The organism is Streptomyces sp. NPDC027672 (genome assembly GCF_055566335.1).
Map to the genome: position 1 here is coordinate 332,767 of NZ_JBVHSO010000007.1, position 16,971 is coordinate 349,737.

13 protein-coding genes and 1 tRNA gene are annotated in these 16,971 nt (G+C 72.6%); 7 read left to right on the forward strand and 7 right to left on the reverse strand.

Going from position 1 to position 16,971, the window contains the following annotated elements:
- Nucleotides 1-68 precede the first annotated feature (68 nt).
- Nucleotides 69-950: a hypothetical protein gene (locus ACZ4SV_RS19530; RefSeq protein ID WP_468005736.1), complete on the reverse strand. Its 882-nt coding sequence runs from the start codon at nt 948-950 to the stop codon at nt 69-71.
- A 71-nt stretch (nt 951-1,021) separates the two neighbouring features.
- Nucleotides 1,022-2,773 carry a glycoside hydrolase family 35 protein gene (locus ACZ4SV_RS19535; protein ID WP_468005738.1) on the reverse strand — a complete coding sequence of 584 codons (1,752 nt, stop codon included), beginning with the start codon at nt 2,771-2,773 and terminating at the stop codon, nt 1,022-1,024.
- Nucleotides 2,774-2,873: 100 nt separating this feature from the next.
- Between ACZ4SV_RS19535 and ACZ4SV_RS19540 the strand changes: the two genes are divergently transcribed.
- The 5 genes from ACZ4SV_RS19540 to ACZ4SV_RS19560 all read left to right on the forward strand — a co-directional run bounded on the left by ACZ4SV_RS19540 (nt 2,874) and on the right by ACZ4SV_RS19560 (nt 9,994).
- The gene (locus ACZ4SV_RS19540) at nt 2,874-3,764 is read left to right on the forward strand and encodes a helix-turn-helix domain-containing protein (protein ID WP_397945767.1); all 891 of its coding nucleotides are present in this window, start codon (nt 2,874-2,876) and stop codon (nt 3,762-3,764) included.
- A 34-nt stretch (nt 3,765-3,798) separates the two neighbouring features.
- A complete protein-coding gene (locus tag ACZ4SV_RS19545) occupies nt 3,799-4,149 on the forward strand; it encodes a chorismate mutase (protein ID WP_365883172.1) in 351 nt (116 codons plus the stop codon).
- Nucleotides 4,150-4,297: 148 nt separating this feature from the next.
- On the forward strand, nt 4,298-6,790 hold the full coding sequence (pepN, locus tag ACZ4SV_RS19550; RefSeq protein WP_468005741.1) for an aminopeptidase N: 2,493 nt from the start codon (nt 4,298-4,300) through the stop codon (nt 6,788-6,790).
- 310 nt (nt 6,791-7,100) lie between these two features.
- Nucleotides 7,101-8,585, forward strand: coding sequence for a pyridoxal phosphate-dependent decarboxylase family protein (locus ACZ4SV_RS19555; protein ID WP_468005743.1), 1,485 nt, complete (start codon nt 7,101-7,103; stop codon nt 8,583-8,585).
- Entirely contained in the window at nt 8,582-9,994 is a 1,413-nt protein-coding gene (locus tag ACZ4SV_RS19560) for a lysine N(6)-hydroxylase/L-ornithine N(5)-oxygenase family protein (protein ID WP_468005745.1), read from the forward strand. Before ACZ4SV_RS19555 ends, ACZ4SV_RS19560 begins: the two co-directional genes overlap by 4 nt.
- Nucleotides 9,995-10,074: 80 nt before the next feature.
- Here ACZ4SV_RS19560 and ACZ4SV_RS19565 read toward each other — a convergent pair whose 3' ends face one another.
- The gene (locus ACZ4SV_RS19565; protein WP_468005747.1) at nt 10,075-11,880 is read right to left on the reverse strand and encodes a bifunctional metallophosphatase/5'-nucleotidase; all 1,806 of its coding nucleotides are present in this window, start codon (nt 11,878-11,880) and stop codon (nt 10,075-10,077) included.
- 216 nt (nt 11,881-12,096) lie between these two features.
- Between ACZ4SV_RS19565 and pyk the strand changes: the two genes are divergently transcribed.
- Nucleotides 12,097-13,533 (forward strand): pyruvate kinase, encoded by a 1,437-nt coding sequence (gene pyk, locus ACZ4SV_RS19570; RefSeq protein ID WP_365941742.1) that lies wholly within the window; start codon nt 12,097-12,099, stop codon nt 13,531-13,533.
- Between the two features lie 12 nt (nt 13,534-13,545).
- On the opposite strand, the gene ACZ4SV_RS19575 is transcribed toward pyk, so the two are convergent.
- Together ACZ4SV_RS19575 and ACZ4SV_RS19580 are read right to left on the reverse strand one after the other, a co-directional pair.
- A complete protein-coding gene (locus tag ACZ4SV_RS19575) occupies nt 13,546-14,334 on the reverse strand; it encodes a helix-turn-helix domain-containing protein (RefSeq protein ID WP_468005749.1) in 789 nt (262 codons plus the stop codon).
- 84 nt (nt 14,335-14,418) lie between these two features.
- A tRNA-Leu gene (locus ACZ4SV_RS19580) sits at nt 14,419-14,502 on the reverse strand.
- Nucleotides 14,503-14,601: 99 nt separating this feature from the next.
- Between ACZ4SV_RS19580 and ACZ4SV_RS19585 the strand changes: the two genes are divergently transcribed.
- A complete protein-coding gene (locus tag ACZ4SV_RS19585; protein ID WP_468005751.1) occupies nt 14,602-15,261 on the forward strand; it encodes an ANTAR domain-containing response regulator in 660 nt (219 codons plus the stop codon).
- Nucleotides 15,262-15,341: 80 nt separating this feature from the next.
- Here ACZ4SV_RS19585 and ACZ4SV_RS19590 read toward each other — a convergent pair whose 3' ends face one another.
- Together ACZ4SV_RS19590 and ACZ4SV_RS19595 are read right to left on the reverse strand one after the other, a co-directional pair.
- Entirely contained in the window at nt 15,342-16,058 is a 717-nt protein-coding gene (locus ACZ4SV_RS19590) for an ABC transporter ATP-binding protein (RefSeq protein WP_397940711.1), read from the reverse strand.
- On the reverse strand, nt 16,055-16,966 hold the full coding sequence (locus ACZ4SV_RS19595) for an ABC transporter ATP-binding protein (protein ID WP_397940713.1): 912 nt from the start codon (nt 16,964-16,966) through the stop codon (nt 16,055-16,057). The genes ACZ4SV_RS19590 and ACZ4SV_RS19595 overlap by 4 nt, the downstream gene beginning before the upstream one ends.
- Nucleotides 16,967-16,971 lie beyond the last annotated feature (5 nt).

A 16,971-nucleotide genomic window follows, 5' to 3' on the forward strand; every position in this document is an offset into this window, starting at 1 on the left:
CCGCCTGTCCCCGACCGGACGACTGGGCAGGCGTCGTCGCACCTCCGGACCGGGACCGCGCGCGGCGGCTACGTGTCGCACTCCAGCACCGTCCGGCACAGCCCGCACCGGGCCCGCACCCGCCCCTGCACCGGCACCTTGATCCGCTGATGGCAGGTCGGGCAGGGGAAGGACACCCGCAGCCGGCCGGCCGCGTCCGGGTCGAAGGCGTACGGCGCCGCCGGCGGACCCGTCCCGGCGTGCCGGCGGTCGTGGGCGTAGCGGCGGCGGCCCGCCCAGCCCGCCGCGGTCAGCGGCGGCTGCCGCCCGTCGTGCCGGGCCCGCTCCAGCCCCTTGGCGTAGGCGGTGTACGCCTGCGGGCTGGTGAACCACAGCGACGGGTCCTCACCGAAGAGCAGCGCCCGCTTGGCCAGGACGTAACCGAACTCCTCCGGGGTGAGATAGCCCAGCTTCTGGGAGGAGACCGCGTCCTGCCGGTAGGCGTCCAGCAGCAGCCAGCCCGCGCCCAGGTACGCCGCCGCCGTGTCCGTCAGGATCTCGTTCTCCGCCGTGGTGGCGAAGGCCAGGTCCAGCCGGTGCAGATAGACGTGCGCCACCTCGTGGGCGAGGGCCGCGCCGATGTCCCGGCGGTGGGCGCGGAACCGGTCGTTCAGCTCGACGAAGTACTCCGGGCCCGCCGCCAGTTCGACGTTGGCCGCGTGGGTCATCTCCCGGAAGCCGACGATCAGCCGCGCGTCCGGCAGCCGGAAGTGCCGCACGATCTCCCGGGCCACCCGCTGCGCGCCCAGATGCAGGTCGTCGGTGTCGCAGAACGCCACGTCGGCGGGGGCCACGCTGGCCGAGAACGTCTCGATGGTGTCCCGGGACAGCCGCCGGTACAGCGCGGTGACGGCGGCCCGCACCGTCTCCAGATGCGGATAGCCGTGCTCGACCGGCCCGCCGTTCGCCACACCGGCACCCCCTGAGGACGCGGAACCTCCCTCCACTGTAGGCGGCACGGCCCCGGCGGGAAGGGCTCCGGTCACACGGGCAGCAGACGGGGCGCCACGGTGTCCGGTTCCCCTTCGTCCAGATCCAGCAGCCAGATCTCGTTCCCGCCCTCCCGCAGCACCGGCCCGGGCACGTACAGCGACCGCTGCGGGCCCGCCGACCAGTACCGGCCCAGCCCGAAGCCGTTGATCCAGGCGAAACCGCGGGTCCGGCCCGGCAGCTCCAGCCGGGCGTCCCCGGCCCCGCCGACCGTGACCGACCCCCGGTACAGCCCCGGCGCGCCCGTCCGGGGCGGCGCTTCGAACGGCACCGCGGCCACACCGCCGTCGAACGCGTCCAGATCCAGCCCCCGCGCACGGACCCCGTGCAGGTACTGCCGCTCGTGCAGGATGCCGCCGGTGACGCCCTTCGGCTCGCCCAGCCGCGGCCCGTAGTTCACCCGCCCCAGCGACTCCACCCACAGCTCCAGGCGCGCGGGGCCCGCGACCGGCTCCGGCAGCCGCGGCGCGTCCTCGGTGAGCACCCCGGCCCGCCGGCCGTCGACGTACACCACGGCGAGGTCGCGCAGCCCGCGCACGGTCAGCGGGTACGGCCGGCGCGGACCGGGCACGTCGACCGTGTAGCGGACCAGGCCCCGGGTGATCCCCAGCTCCTCGAAGGCCGGCGGCACCGGGCCGGCCGTCTCCGGTCCGCCCAGCGCCTCCAGCACACCGGACAGCGGCGCCCAGCCGGTCAGCACGGCCTCGGCCGGGGCACCGAGCCGCGCGGGCGGCGGCGGCAGGGCGGGCAGCGGCCCCGGCCGGTACCGGGCCAGCACCTCGCGGAACCGGTGGAACATCTCCGTGGCGCGGCCGTACTCGTCCACCGGCGCGCCGTAGTCGTACGACGTCACGTCCGGCAGCAGCCGGCCCTCGTGCAGGGCGCCGTCCCGGTTGGCGCCCGCCCAGCCCCCGAAACTCGTCCCGCCGTGCGCCAGGTACAGGTTCACCGACGCCCCGCACTCCAGGATCTCCCGCAGCACCGCCGCGGCCTCGTCCGCGTCCCCCACGGCGTGCTCACCGGCCCAGTGGTCGAACCAGCCGCACCAGAACTCCATGCACATCAGCGGACCGCCCGGACGGTGGCGGCGCAGCGCCGCGAACGCCTCGCCCGCCCGGGAACCGAAGTTCACCGTGGCCGGCACCCCGGGCAGCGAACCCCCGGTCAGCATGTGGTCCTCCGGCCCGTCCGAGGTGCACAGCACCGCGGTGACGCCCTCGGCGCGCAGCAGACCGGCCAGCTCCGCCAGATAACCGGCGTCACTGCCGTAGCTGCCGTACTCGTTCTCCACCTGCACCATGATCACCGGGCCGCCGCGGCCGAGCTGGCGGGGCACGATCTCCCGCAGCAGCCGCCGGAACCAGCTCCGCACGCGGCCCAGATACCGCTCGTCCCGCGTCCGCACCCGGACACCGCCGCCCGTCAGCCACGCCGGCAGCCCGCCGTTCTCCCACTCCGCGCAGATGTACGGCCCCGGCCGCACGATCGCCCACAGGCCCGCCGCGTGCACCGCGTCCAGGAACCGGCCGACCGCCGCCACGTCCCGGTACGTCCCCGGACGCGGCTCGTGCAGGTTCCACGGGACGTACGTCTCCACGCAGTTCAGGCCCATCGCCCGCAGCATGCCCAGCCGGTGCTCCCACTGCGCCTCGTGCACCCGGAAGTAGTGCAGCGCCCCGGACAGCACCCGCACCGGCCGCCCGTCCAGCAGGAAGCCGGATTCCCCCACCGTGAACTCGCTCATGCGCCCCAGCCTCGCCCCCTTCCCGCGGTCCGCGCCATGGACGAGGATCGGCGCCGCTTGGACAAAAACGCGCACCGCGCGGACCCCGGGAGGAGCACCGATGTACCGGACCTGGATGCGGTTCCTCAGCCCCGGCCCCGCCCACCACCGCCTCGGCCTGGTCTGCCTGGGCGTCGGCCTCCAGCACGGCGCGCTGCCCGTGGTCGGCCCGCGCACCCTCGACCACCACGTGGCCGTGGTGATCAGCGCGGGCGGCGGCTGGTACCAGGGCGCCGACGGCCGCCGTACGACGGTCACCGCGCCCGCGCTGCTGTGGCTCACCCCCGGCGTGCCCCACCACTACGGCCCCGACCCGGACACCGGCTGGGACGAGGGCTTCGTCGACTTCGCGGGCCCCGCCACCGCCGCCTACCGGGACCTCGGCTACATCGAACCCGGCCGGCCCGTGGTCCCGCTCTCCGACGCCACCGGGCCCCGCACGGTCATCGCCCGCGTCGCCCGGGCCGCCCGCCGCGGCAACCCGCTGCTGGAGGTGGAGACCGGCGCCGCCGTCCACGAACTCCTCGTCGCGCTGCGCCGTGCCCGCGCCGACCTCGCCCCCGACGGCGACCAGGTGCTGGCGGCCCTGGCCCGGGACGCCTGCACACCGCTGACCGTCGCCGGCCACGCCGCCCGGCACGGCATGACCACCGCCGCGCTGCGCGAAGCGGTGCGCCGGGCGGCCGGATGCAGCCCCAAGGACTATCTGCTCGGCATCCGCCTCGGCCGGGCCAAGGAACTGCTCGCCGGCACCGAACTGCCCGTCGCCGCCGTCGCCCGCCGCGTCGGCTACGCCGACCCCGCCTACTTCTCCCGCCTGTTCACCCGGCGCGTCGGCCTCGCCCCCGTCCGCTTCCGCGCCCGGCAGGGCCGTACCGTGCCCGGCGGCTGGAGCGACCGCGTCCCGGACCCCGGCGACCCGCCGCTGATCCACTCCTCGGACACCCCGTAGGACCCGGCCCGTCCAGCGCATAGGGTTGACCCCCATGACCACCAGCAACACCGGCACCGGTGCCGCGGACCCCGGGGTCCGCCAGGAACTGGAGCGGCTGCGCGACAGCATCGACAACATCGACGCGGCCGTCGTCCACATGCTCGCCGAGCGTTTCAAGGCCACCCAGCAGGTCGGCCGGCTCAAGGCACTGCACCAGCTCCCGCCCGCCGACCCCGCCCGCGAGGCCCGCCAGATCGAACGGCTGCGCCGCCTCGCCGAGAACGCCAAACTGGACCCGGCGTTCGCCGAGAAATTCCTGAACTTCATCATCGCCGAGGTGATCCGGCACCACGAGCGGATCGCCGAGGACACCCACAACGGGCAGCGGGACCAGGACGCCTGAGCCCCGGCCCGCCCACGGCGGCCGGCGCCCGCGCCGGACCGGGGGAGGGCCGGGGAGCAGCCGGCGAGGAGCCGGGGCGCGCGGGGAAAAAAGCCGTGTACCGATCCGCCCCTGTGCGCTGTCGCCCTCATCAGGCAGCATGGCCTGCATGTCCGTACTCACGCGCGACGAAGCGCAGCTCCGAGCACAGTTCCTCGACGTCCACCGGTACACGGTCGAACTGGACCTCACCACCGGTGACGAGACCTTCGACTCCCGTACCGAGATCCGGTTCACCGCCCGGTCCGACGGGGACACGTTCGTCGAACTGAAGCCCGCCGAGCTGCGCAGCGTCACGCTCGACGGACAGCCGCTCGACCCCGCGGCCCTCACCGGGCACCGGCTGCCGCTGAAGAACCTCACCGCCGGCGAGCACCTGCTGCGCGTCGACGCGGTCATGCGCTACTCCCGCACCGGCGAGGGCATGCACCGCTTCACCGACCCCAGCGACGGCGAGACGTACGTCTACACCCAGATGTTCATGGACGACGTCCAGCGCGTCTTCGCCGCCTTCGACCAGCCCGACCTCAAGGCCGTCTTCGAGGTCTCGGTCACCGCCCCCGAGGGCTGGACCGTCCTCGCCAACGGCGTCACCGCCCGCCGCGCCGACGGCGTCTGGCAGGCCGCGCCCACCCCGCCGGTCTCCACCTACCTGGTCGCCGTCGCCGCCGGCCCCTGGCACTCGGTGCGCACCGAACACCGCGGACTGCCCTTCGGCCTCCACTGCCGCCGCTCCCTCGCCCCCCACCTCGACACCGACGCCGAGGAGATCCTCGACATCACCCGCGCCTGCTTCGACCGCTACCACGAGAAGTTCGAGGAGCCCTACCCCTTCGACTCCTACGACCAGGCGTTCGTCCCCGAGTTCAACGCCGGCGCCATGGAGAACCCGGGCCTGGTCACCTTCCGCGACGAGTTCGTCTACCGCTCCGCCGTCACCGACACCGAGCGCCAGACCCGCGCCATGGTCATCGCACACGAGATGGCCCACATGTGGTTCGGCGACCTCGTCACCCTCAAGTGGTGGGACGACATCTGGCTGAACGAGTCCTTCGCCGAGTACATGGGCTACCAGACCACCGCCGAGGCCACCCGGTTCACCGACCCCTGGACCGAGTTCGGCGTCACCCGCAAAGCCTGGGGCTACGACGCCGACCAGCGGCCCACCACCCACCCGGTCGCCCCCGAGAACGTCGACGACACGGCCTCCGCCCTGCTCAACTTCGACGGCATCTCCTACGCCAAGGGCGCCTCCGCGCTGCGCCAGCTCGCCCACTGGCTCGGCGAGAAGGACTTCCTCGCCGGCATCAACACCCACTTCGCCCGGCACAAGTTCGCCAACGCCACCCTCGCCGACTTCATCGACTCCCTCGCCTCGGCCACCGACCGCTCCGTGCCCGCCTGGGCCGACAACTGGCTGCGCACCACCGGCGTCGACACCCTCACCCCGGTGATCACCTCCGCCGGCGGCACCTGCGCGCTCACCGCCGACCGCGCCGGCAGCCGCCCGCACCGCCTCAGCGCCGGCCTGTACGACCACGACATCACCGACCCGGACCGGCTGGTGCTGCGCGAACGCGTCGACCTCGACCTGCCGCAGACCGCCCCGCAGCCCATCGGCAAGCGCCCCGCGCTGGTCCTCCTCAACGACGGCGACCTCACCTACGCCAAGATCCGCTTCGACACCGCCTCCTTCGACACCGTCCGCACCAGCCTGTCCGGACTGCCCGACCCGCTCACCCGCGCCCTCGTGTGGAACGCCCTCCGCGACGCCGTGCGCGACGGCGAACTCCCGCCCGCCGCCTACCTGGAGACGGCCCGCGAGCACCTGCCCCGCGAGACCGACCTCGCCGTCGCCCAAGGCGTCCTCGCCTTCGCCGCCGGCCAGCTCACCGAGCAGTACCTGGCCCCCGCCGACCGGCCGGCCGCCCTGGCCGCCCTCACCTCCCTCTGCCGCGACCTGCTGCGGCGCACCGAGGACGGCGACCACCCCGGCCTGCGGCTGATCGCCGTACGGCACCTGATCTCCGTGGCCGCCCAGCCCGAACCCCTCGCCTCCTGGTTCGCCGACGGCACGGTCCCCGGCGGACCGGAACTCGACCCCGAGCTGCGCTGGCGCGTCCTCGCCCGGCTCGCCGTCCTCGGCGCCACCGACGAGGACACCATCGCCGCCGAACTGGCCCGCGACCCCAGCGCCACCGGCCAGGAGGGCGCCGCCCGCTGCCGCGCCGCACTGCCCGACCCGGAGGCCAAGCGCGCCGCCTGGGAGGCGATGTTCACCGGCGACGACCTGTCCAACTACCTCTTCACGGCCACCGCACAGGGCTTCTGGCAGCCCGAACAGGCCGAACTGGTCCGCGCGTACGTGCCGCGCTTCTACCCGGACGCCGTCGCCCTCGCCGCCCGCCGCGGCCCCGCCATCGCCGTCGCCGCCGGCCGCTGGTGCTTCCCGGCCCACGCCGTCGACACCGAGAACCTCCGGCTCGGCGAGGCCTGCCTGCGCGACGCCGACCTCACCCCGGCGCTGCGCCGCACCCTCGCCGACCGCCTGGACGACCTCTCCCGCGCCCTGCGGGTACGCGGCGAGCGGCCCGGGGAGTAGGCGCGGGACGCGGGCAGGCCGTCGGCCCCGGGGCCGACGGCCCGCGCACGGCCGGGCCCGCGGAAGGCGGCACCGTGATGGCGGTGACCGGCGCGACCGGCACCGCCGGCCGCGCCGGTCACCGCCACCGGCCTCCCGGCGCGGCCCCAACCCGTCGCCGGCAGAGGGCAGTACACACTTTCGGGTCGTGTTCCCCTGGCTTTCGGGACACAGGGCTCTCTTCCGGTACAAGCTGGAACTCCACCCACACGCCGGAAACCCCGGGCCGACGCCGGCCCGCCGGACGTTCCCGCGCCCCGGAGGAGAGCCCATGAGCGGAGGAGAGACCCCGCACCCGCCTCCACTCGCCCCGGTCGCCCCGGCCCCTCCACTCGCCCCGGTCGCCCCGGCCCCTCCACTCGCCCCGGTCGTCCCGGCCCCGCCGCTCGCCTCGGGCCCCGGCGGTCCCGAGGCCCTGCGCCCCCTCCTCGCCACCGTCCTCGACGCGCTCGCCGCCGGCCGGACCGCACGCGGCGGCCCCCTGCCCGCCGGCGGCCCCGACACCGTCACCGCCCGCGTCACCGCCGTCCTCGGCGACGCCCTGCCCGACACCGGCGACCCCGACGCCCTGCGCACCCTCGTACACACCCTCGCCGCGGGCGCCGCCGACCCCGCCGACCCGCTCTGCGCGGCCCACCTGCACTGCCCGCCGCTCGCCGTGGCCGTCGCCGCCGACCTCGCCGCGAGCGCCCTCAACCCCTCCCTGGACTCCTGGGACCAGGCCCCGGCCGCCTCCGCCCTCGAAGCCGCCGTCGCCCGCGCCCTCGCCCGCACGGCCGGCCTCGCCGACGCCCTCGTCACCACCGGCGGCACCGAGTCCAACCAACTCGCCCTGCTGCTCGCCCGCGAAGCCCACGGCAGCGGCCTGCGCCTCGTCCACGGCGCGAACGCCCACCACTCCCTGCCCCGCGCCGCCTGGCTGCTCGGCCTGCCCGAGCCCGCCGTCGTCCCGGCACCCGGCGGCACCCTGGACCCGGCCGCCCTCGACCACACCCTGCGCACCCTCCCCGGCCCGCTGCTCGTCGCCGCCACCGCCGGCACCACCGACGCCGGCCTCATCGACCCGCTGCCCGAGATCGCCGACCGGTGCGCCGCCCACGGCGCCCGGCTGCACATCGACGCGGCCTACGGCGGCGGGCTGCTCTTCAGCGACCGCCACCGCCACCGGCTCACCGGCCTCGAAGCCGCCCACACCGTCACCCTCGACCTGCACAAACTGGGCTGGCAGCCGGCCGCCGCCGGCCTGCTCGCCGTCGCCCGCCCCGGCGAACTCCGCACCCTCCACCAGCGCGCCGACTACCTCAACGCCGCCGACGACACCGAAGCCGGCCTCCCCGACCTCCTCGACCGCTCCCCGCGCACCACCCGCCGCCCCGACATCCTGAAGATCGCCGTCACCCTGCGCACCCTCGGCCGCACCGGACTCGGCGCCCTGGTCGACCAGGTCTGCGCCCGCGCCCGCGAACTCGCCGCCCTGACCGCCGAAGACCCCCGCTTCGAGCTGTACGGCCGGCCCGTCATCAGCACCGTCCTGTTCCGCCCGGCCGGCGCCACCGACGACGCCGTGGCCGCCGTCCGCCGCGCACTGCTGCACCACGGCCGGGCCGTGCTCGGCCGCGCCCGGCTCGACGGCCGGCTCTGGCTCAAGGCCACCGTCCTCAACCCCCACACCCGGCCGGACGACCTGGCCCACCTGCTCGACCTCGTCGCACGCGCCGCCCCCGTCGAACTCGCCGAAAGAAGCACCCCCGGATGACCCACCCCCCACGCCACGAGCCCGCCACCCCCCGCGACCTCGTCGGCATCGGCATCGGACCCTGCAACCTCTCCCTCGCCGCCCTCGCCCACCCGCTCGCCGAACTCGACGCCGTCTTCTACGAACAGCGGCCCGGCTTCGACTGGCACCCCGGACTGCTCATCGAGGGCGCCACCATCCAAGTGCCCTTCCTCGCCGACCTCGTCACCCTCGCCGACCCCACCAGCCCCTGGAGCTTCCTCAGCTACCTCAGAAACCGCGAACGGCTCTTCCCCTTCTACTTCGCCGAGCGCTTCCACATCCAGCGCGCCGAGTACGACGCCTACTGCCGCTGGGTCGCCGAAGCACTCCCCGGGCTGCGCTTCCGCCACCAGGTCGACTCCGTCCGCTGGAACCCCGAACGAGACGTGTTCGAAGTCGACTACGCCCAGCTCGACACCGACGGCGAGACCGAGACCCTGGGCCGCACCTACACCCGCAACATCGTCCTCGGCATCGGCACCGCCCCCTACGTCCCCGAACCCCTCCAGCCCCTCGTCGACGCCCCCGGCGTACCCGTCCTGCACGCCGCCGACTACCTCGGCCACCGCGACGCCGTCCTCGCCGCCGGACACGTCACCGTCGTCGGCTCCGGACAGTCGGGCGCCGAGATCTTCCTCGACCTGATGCGGCACCGCCCGCCCGGCCAGGAACAACTGCACTGGATCGGCCGCACCGAGGCGTTCGCCCCGATGGAGTACTCCAAGCTGGGCCTGGAACACTTCACCCCCGACTACACCCGCTACTTCCACGCCCTCGACGAACCCGTCCGCGACCGGCTCGTCTCCGCCCAGTGGCAACTGCACAAAGGCATCGACGCCGGCACCCTCGCCGCCATCCACGACGAGCTGTACCGGCGCACCCTGCACACCGGCTGGCCCGACGCCGTCCTCACCCCCGGCGTCCGCGTCCGCACCGCCGGCCGCATCGCCACCAGCCGGATCGAACTCCACCTGGAACACCTCCAGCAGGGCAGCCGCACCCGGCACACCACCGACGCCGTCATCCTCGCCACCGGCTACCGCGAACGCCCCCTCGGCCGCATCCTCGCCGGACTCGACCCCTACGTCCGCCGCGACAGCAGCGAACGCCCCCTCATCGACGGGGAGTTCCGCCTCGTCCTCGACCCTGCCGTCAGCGGCTCGGTCTACGTCCAGAACGCCGAACTGCACACCCACGGCGTCGGCGCCCCCGACCTCGGCCTCGCCGCCTGGCGCAGCGCCACCATCCTCAACTCCCTCACCGGCAAGGAGACCTACCCACTGCCCACCCGGACCGCCTTCACCACCTTCGGACTCGACGACCCCGCGGAACGGGTGCCGCAGGCCCGGCAGCCCAAGCGGCTCATCCCGCTCGTCGACGGACCCTGACCGCCCGCACGACCGGCCGAGCCCACCGGCGGCGGCACCGCCCGCCAGGACCGCCGCCCCCCCGCGCCCCGCACCACCGGCTAGAACACCGGCACGCCGTCCCGCACCAGCTTCCAGTCCGCCGACGCGAAGTCCTTCGGGTCCAGCACACCCTTCGCGGTCACCCACTCCGCGATCCGGGTCCGGATCTCCGTCGACTCCGACCACACCTCCTTGGCCGTCGCCACATACGGGAAGGCACCACCGCCGTTGGCCCGGTAGTTGTTCACCGCCAGCACGAACTGCTGCGCGTCGTCCAGCGGGGCCCCGCCGAAGGCCAGGTTCCTGATCCGCGACCCGGCCGGCCGCGCGATGTCGATGTCGTACGACAGCCCCGACACGTAGTCGTAGTTGTAGTCCGGACGGCCACCGGCATTGGTCAGCTTCTCCACGTCGACCACGGCACCGGCCGCCGTCTGGACGTAGTACTCCGCCGAGTACTCCAGATACGCCCGCACCTGCGCGCCCGTCAGCACCTTGGCCACCAGCGTGTTGTCGTACACATACAGGCTCGACAGATCCCGGATGGTGACCTCGCCCGCCGGGATCTCGGAGGTCCGGGAGAACGGCGACGCCTGGGCGATCACCGGCAGCGCGGCATACTCCGTGCCCGCGAGCGCCGCCTTGACCACGTCCTCCTGGACCCTGGTGATCAGATCGATGATCGGCGCGTCCCGGTACCGGGCCTCGACGGTCGTCAGCGTCTCGGTGGCCCGGCCCACCACCTGGTTGACGTACGCCACGACCTTGCGGTGATCCTCGGTCAGCAACCGGGTGATCTCCGGATGATCGGCCACGGTCCGCGAGTCGCGCAGGGACGCGGAGACCGACTCCACCTCCCAGCGGCCCTTGCCGAACACCAGCTCGATGTCGAAGACGGTGAGCCGCTCGGCGTAGCACAACGGCTCGGACAGCACCACGGTCCGGCCCGTCCGCTCGTTGACCACCTTCAGCTCCGGGATCTCCAGATGCGCGTGACCCACCAGGATCGCGTCGATACCGGGCACCTTCCGGGCCACCTCGGCCGCCGCGTTCTCCAGATACGGCACCTGGTCACCGTACGACGACGTGCCCGAGGTACCCGAGTGCGCCGAGACGACCACCACGTCCGCACCCATCGACCGCAGCTTCGGCACCCACTTGGCCGCCTGCTCCTCCAGCCCCGGGAACGCCAGCCGGCCCTGCACATACGCCTTGTCCCAGATCGCGATGCCCGGGTTGGTCAGACCGAGCACGGCCACCCGGACCGGCTTGGCACCCGGCACGTGGAACGTCTTCATGACGTACGGCGGGAAAGCGGGCCGCAGCGTCTTCGCGTCCACCGCGTTGGCGCCGAGCAGCGGGAAGTCAAGCTGCCCCTCGAACGCCCGCAGCGTCTCGATGCCGTAGTTGAACTCGTGGTTGCCGAGGGCCGCCGCGTCGTACCCGATCGCGTTCATCGCCCGCGCCATCGGATGCACCGGACCACCCTCGGCGGTGATCGGGTCCACCTTCGCGTAGTAGTACGTCAGCGGGGTGCCCTGGATGGTGTCACCGGCGTCCAGCAGCAGCGTGTTGCGGCGGCCCTTCTCCTCGCGCACCTGCTCGACCAGGGTCGCGATACGCGCCAGGCCCAGCGCGTTGCCCGCCTTGTCGGAGTACTCCGCGTCCTTGAAGTAGTCCCAGTTGAAGACGTGACCGTGCAGGTCCGTGGTGCCCATGACGGTCAGCGCGTACCGCTTCGCGCGGTGCCCGGGCGCGCCGGCCCCGGCCGCCTCGGCCGCCGGCGCCGCCGCCGCGCCGGCGACCACCGCTCCCGCTCCGGTGGCGGCGGACTTCTTCAGGAACTTCCGACGGTTCAGCGGCATCTCTCGGTCTCCTAGGCGATGGTCGACAACGCGCGTAGATTCTGTCCTGAGCATGTCCGGCGGCAACAGGTCCGCGAGGTTGCGATCTGATGACCATCGCTCATCGGAGCGCACCACCGCGCACTTCAACACTTGTCAACAACCCTTTGCCGAAAGTGTGTTGAGTGGTCATACGACACCGAGTCCCTACCCACGGGTAAGCCCTAGGCTCGACTCATGCGCCGAGCAAAGATCGTCTGTACCCTGGGGCCCGCCACCGACTCGTACGACCAGATCAAGGCACTGGTCCAGGCCGGAATGGACGTCGCCCGGTTCAACCTCAGCCACGGCACCCAGGCCGAGCACGAGGAGCGCTACCAGCGCGTCCGCCGAGCGGCCGACGAAACCGGCCGCAGCGTCGGCATCCTCGCCGACCTTCAGGGCCCGAAGATCCGCCTCGGCCGCTTCACCGAAGGCCCCGTACTCCTTGAACGCGGCGACACCTTCACCCTCACCGTCGAAGACGGCGCCGAAGGCGACCGCCACCAGTGCGGCACCACCTACGCCGGCCTCGCCGCCGACGTCACCCCCGGCGAACGCGTCCTCGTCGACGACGGCAAGGTCTGCCTGGAGGTCACCGCCGTCGACGGCCCCCGCGTGCACACCCGGGTGATCGAAGGCGGCGTCGTCTCCGACCACAAGGGCCTCAACCTCCCCGGCGTCGCCGTCTCCGTCCCCGCCCTGTCCAAGAAGGACGAGGACGACCTGCGCTGGGCACTGCGCACCGGCTTCGACGTGATCGCCCTCTCCTTCGTCCGCAGCGGCGACGACGCCCTCGACGTCCACCGGATCATGGCCGAGGAAGGCCGCCGCCTCCCGGTCATCGCCAAGATCGAGAAACCCCAGGCGGTACGGAACCTCGACGGCATCGTGGCCGCCTTCGACGGCCTGATGGTCGCGCGCGGCGACCTGGGCGTCGAGATGCCGCTCGAACAGGTGCCGATGGTCCAGAAACGCGCCGTCGCACTCGCCCGGCGCAACGCCAAACCGGTGATCGTCGCCACCCAGATGCTCGACTCCATGATCGAGAACTCCCGGCCCACCCGCGCCGAGGCGTCCGACGTGGCCAACGCGGTCCTCGACGGCACGGACGCGGTGATGCTCTCGGGCGAGACCAGCGTCGGCAAGTACCCGGTCGAAACCGTGCGCACCATGGCGAAGATCGTCGCCGCGGCCGAGGAGGACATGCTCGCCAAGGGGCTGCCGCCGCTGACCGAGCGGAGCAAGCCGCGCACCCAGGGCGGCGCGGTCGCACGGGCCGCCGCCGAGATGGGCGACTTCCTCGGCGCCAAGTTCCTGGTCGCGTTCACCCAGTCCGGGGACACCGCCCGCCGCCTGTCCCGCTACCGCTCGCCGATCCCGCTCCTGGCCTTCACCCCGGAGCCGGCCACCCGCTCCCAGCTCAGCCTCACCTGGGGCGCCGAGACCTTCCTCGGCCCGCACGTGGACTCCACCGACGCCATGGTCGACCAGGTCGACGAGCTGCTGCTGAAGTACGGCCGCTGCCGGAAGGGCGACGTCGTGGTGATCACCGCCGGCTCCCCGCCCGGCGTCTCCGGCGCCACCAACATGGTGCGGGTCCACCACATCGGCGAGGACGACAGCCCGAAGTGACGGGGGCCGGGATCAGCGCTTCGGCCCGACGTGGAGATCCATGAGGGCTACGGAGGCCCTGCGGGCGACGGAGACGGTGAACGGGGCGCCGCCGCGGGCCAGGGTGGTCCACTCCACGCCGACCAGGTCGAGAGCGTCCGTGAAGAGCCCGCGGATGTCGTCCGACTTGTTGCAGAAGAAGTAGCGCGGATACTCGTACCGCTTGCGCTCACCGGCGACCGTCCGGGTCGTCCAGTTGGTGACCCGGCAGCCGTCGGAGTGGACGAGACCCCGGACGAACTCCCAGGGGTGGTCCCGGACGATCGCCCACTGCCAGGGCTCGAGCACGATCGGACGCTCATGCTTCTTCCCGGGCCCGTGCTGGGGGAACAGGCAGGACAGGTGCATCGAGTAGACCTTCACGTTGTGGCAGCCCTGTTTCCGCACCCGGCACACCGAGTTCGCGGGGAACACGGCGCGCATAGCCGACTCGCACGCGTCCATCACGGCGGGCCACGCATCCGAGCACGTGATCATGAGGTTGGGCACCCGGTGCCCGGAGTAGCGGCTGATGTGGCCGTCGCCGAGATAAAGGCCCAGAAGATAGCCGTAGGCCACCTCGTCGAGCGGGCGGCCGTCGCACCGCGGGCATGGTGGACTATGCCGCCCGGGACACTCGCCGCGTCGGACCCGGTCGAGGTGCTTCCAGTAGCCGATTGTCCCCTCGGGCACGTGCAGGTGCTGCGCCACGTCCGCGTTTCTCGCGCCGCCCCGGAGCAGCGTGAGGGCCTTCTGTCGCACTTCAGTGCTGTAGACGTTCATGCGGACACTCTGTGTGGGCGCCCGTGCCGACACGCGAAAAAAGCGGAGAACCACGCGAACGTGATCCTCCGCTTCGTACTGCGGTGCCCGGTGTGGGATTCGAACCCACATGCCCGAAGGGCACGGCATTTTGAGTGCCGCGAGTCTGACCAGTTCCTCCAACCGGGCAGGCGAGGGGGCCGTGGGAAGTGTACCGGTTCACCGCTCATCCCCGCAGCTAGGTACCCTGCTGGAAGCAGAGCCCCTGCCCTGGACCAAGGAGCCTCCGTGACCGCCCCCGAGTCGCCCCAGCCCGTAGACGTGACCGACGAGGACAAGTCGCACGTGCCTCCGCTGACGACCCGTGTCGTCATCGCGGAGGACGAGGCGCTGATCCGGCTCGACCTCAAAGAGATGCTGGAGGAGGAGGGGTACAGCGTCGTCGGTGAGGCCGGGGACGGCGAGCAGGCCGTCGAGCTGGCCCGCGAGCACCGGCCGGACCTGGTCATCCTGGATGTGAAGATGCCCAAGCTGGACGGCATCTCCGCGGCCGAGAAGATCGCCGAGGAGTCCATCGCGCCGGTCCTGATGCTCACCGCCTTCTCGCAGCGCGACCTCGTCGAGCGGGCCCGGGACGCCGGTGCGATGGCGTATCTGGTGAAGCCGTTCAGCAAGAGCGACGTCGTGCCGGCGATCGAGATGGCCGTCTCCCGGTTCACCGAGCTGAAGCAGCTGGAGCAGGAGGTCGCCGACCTCTCCCAGCGGCTGGAGACCCGCAAGCTGGTCGACCGGGCGAAGTCGATCCTGCAGACCGAGTACGGCCTGACCGAGCCGGCCGCCTTCCGCTGGATCCAGAAGACCTCCATGGACCGCCGGATGTCGATGCAGCAGGTCGCGGAGGCGGTCATCGCGGACAACGACGAGAAGAAGGCCGCGAAGAAGGGCTGACCGTTCTTGCCGGCGTTCCCCGCGCCGGCCGTGGGGCGCGGGGAACGGTGCGGTCCGCCGTGGCGGACCGCCTGTGAGGTTCAGTCCTCGCCGAGGTAGGCCTTGCGGACCGATTCGTCGTGGAGCAGGTCCCGTCCCGTTCCGGACAGGACGATCGTGCCGATCTCCATGACATGTCCCTGATCCGCGAGCGAGAGCGCCGCCTGGGCGTTCTGCTCGACCAGCAGGATCGTCGTCCCCTGCGCCTTCAGCTCGGCGATCGTCGCCATGATCTTCTGCATCATGATCGGCGACAGTCCCATCGACGGCTCGTCGAGCATCAGCAGCTTGGGCCGGGACATCAGCGCCCTGCCCATCGCCAGCATCTGCTGCTCGCCGCCGGACAGGGTGCCGGCGGCCTGCTTGCGGCGTTCGCCGAGGATGGGGAACAGGTCGTAGGCGCGCTGGATGTCCTGTTCGATACCCGGCCGGTCGCTGCGCAGGAACGCGCCGAGGCGCAGGTTGTCCTCGATGGTCATGCGCGGGAAGATGTGCCGCCCCTCGGGCGAGTGGGCGAGGCCCAGCGAGACCACCTCGTGGGCCGGGACCTTCTTCAGCGATCTGCCGTTGAACCTGATCTGTCCGCCGGCCGGCTTGAGCAGTCCGGACAGGGTGCGCAGGGTGGTGGTCTTGCCGGCGCCGTTGGTGCCGATGAGGGTGACCACCTGGCCGGCGTCGACGGTGAAGGAGATGCCCTTGACGGCTTCGATCTTGCCGTAGGCGACCCGCAGGTCCTCGACTTCGAGCAGTGCGGTCATCGGTCGTTCTCCTTGCCGGGCGCGGCGTCCTTCGTGGTCTCGGCGTGGGCCTCGGCGGCCGCGACCTCGGCCGCCTCCTCGGCGCCGGGCGCGTCCTCGAAGGGTTCGCCGAGGTAGGCCGCGACCACCCGTTCGTCGCCCTGGACGGTGGCGCTGTCGCCTTCGATCAGCTTCTCGCCCTGGACGAGTACGGCGACGCGGTCGCACAGGTTGAAGATGAAGCGCATGTCGTGCTCGATGACGAGGACGGCGATGCCCATGTCGCGGATGGCGAAGACGAGTTCCTCGGTGACCCGGGTCTCCTGCGGGTTCATGCCGGCGGTGGGTTCGTCGAGGAGCAGCAGGCCGGGTTCGCTGGCGAGGGCGCGGGCGATCTCCAGTTTGCGCTGTTCGCCGTAGGGGAGGTTGCGGGCGAGGTGGTCGGCCTTGTGGTCCAGGCCGATGAAGGCGAGGAGTTCCATGGCCCGGTCCTTGGAGGCTTTTTCGGCCCGGTGGAAGCCGGGGCCGCGCAGGACGGCGGACCAGAAGCCCTCCTTGGTGCGGGTGTGCCGGCCGACGAGCACGTTCTCCAGGACGGTCATGTTGGCGAACAGCCGGATGTTCTGGAAGGTGCGGGCGATGCCGGCGGCGGTGACCTTGAAGGGGGTGGGCGGCAGGACGTTGCCCTGGTAGCGGACTTCGCCCTCGGTGGGGACGTAGAGGCCGGTCAGGCAGTTGAAGAAGGTCGTCTTGCCGGCGCCGTTGGGGCCGATGAGGCCGACGATCTCGCCGGCGCCGACGGTGAGGTCGACGCCGCGTACGGCGGTCAGGCCGCCGAAGCGCATGGTCACGCCGCGGGCGTCGAGGACGGTGGTGCGGGGTGCGGGGGCGCCGGGGGCGGTGCCGCGGGTGGTGGTGTCGGTGGTCATGGTGG

Coding starts and splice junctions, on each gene's coding strand:
- ACZ4SV_RS19535 (WP_468005738.1), bottom strand. CDS start 2,773: ATGAGCGAGTTCACGGTGGGGGAATCCGGCTTCCTGCTGGACGGGCGG.
- ACZ4SV_RS19540 (WP_397945767.1), top strand. CDS start 2,874: ATGTACCGGACCTGGATGCGGTTCCTCAGCCCCGGCCCCGCCCACCAC.
- ACZ4SV_RS19545 (WP_365883172.1), top strand. CDS start 3,799: ATGACCACCAGCAACACCGGCACCGGTGCCGCGGACCCCGGGGTCCGC.
- pepN (WP_468005741.1), top strand. CDS start 4,298: ATGTCCGTACTCACGCGCGACGAAGCGCAGCTCCGAGCACAGTTCCTC.
- ACZ4SV_RS19555 (WP_468005743.1), top strand. CDS start 7,101: ATGAGCGGAGGAGAGACCCCGCACCCGCCTCCACTCGCCCCGGTCGCC.
- ACZ4SV_RS19560 (WP_468005745.1), top strand. CDS start 8,582: ATGACCCACCCCCCACGCCACGAGCCCGCCACCCCCCGCGACCTCGTC.
- ACZ4SV_RS19565 (WP_468005747.1), bottom strand. CDS start 11,880: ATGCCGCTGAACCGTCGGAAGTTCCTGAAGAAGTCCGCCGCCACCGGA.
- pyk (WP_365941742.1), top strand. CDS start 12,097: ATGCGCCGAGCAAAGATCGTCTGTACCCTGGGGCCCGCCACCGACTCG.
- ACZ4SV_RS19575 (WP_468005749.1), bottom strand. CDS start 14,334: ATGAACGTCTACAGCACTGAAGTGCGACAGAAGGCCCTCACGCTGCTC.
- ACZ4SV_RS19590 (WP_397940711.1), bottom strand. CDS start 16,058: ATGACCGCACTGCTCGAAGTCGAGGACCTGCGGGTCGCCTACGGCAAG.
- ACZ4SV_RS19595 (WP_397940713.1), bottom strand. CDS start 16,966: ATGACCACCGACACCACCACCCGCGGCACCGCCCCCGGCGCCCCCGCA.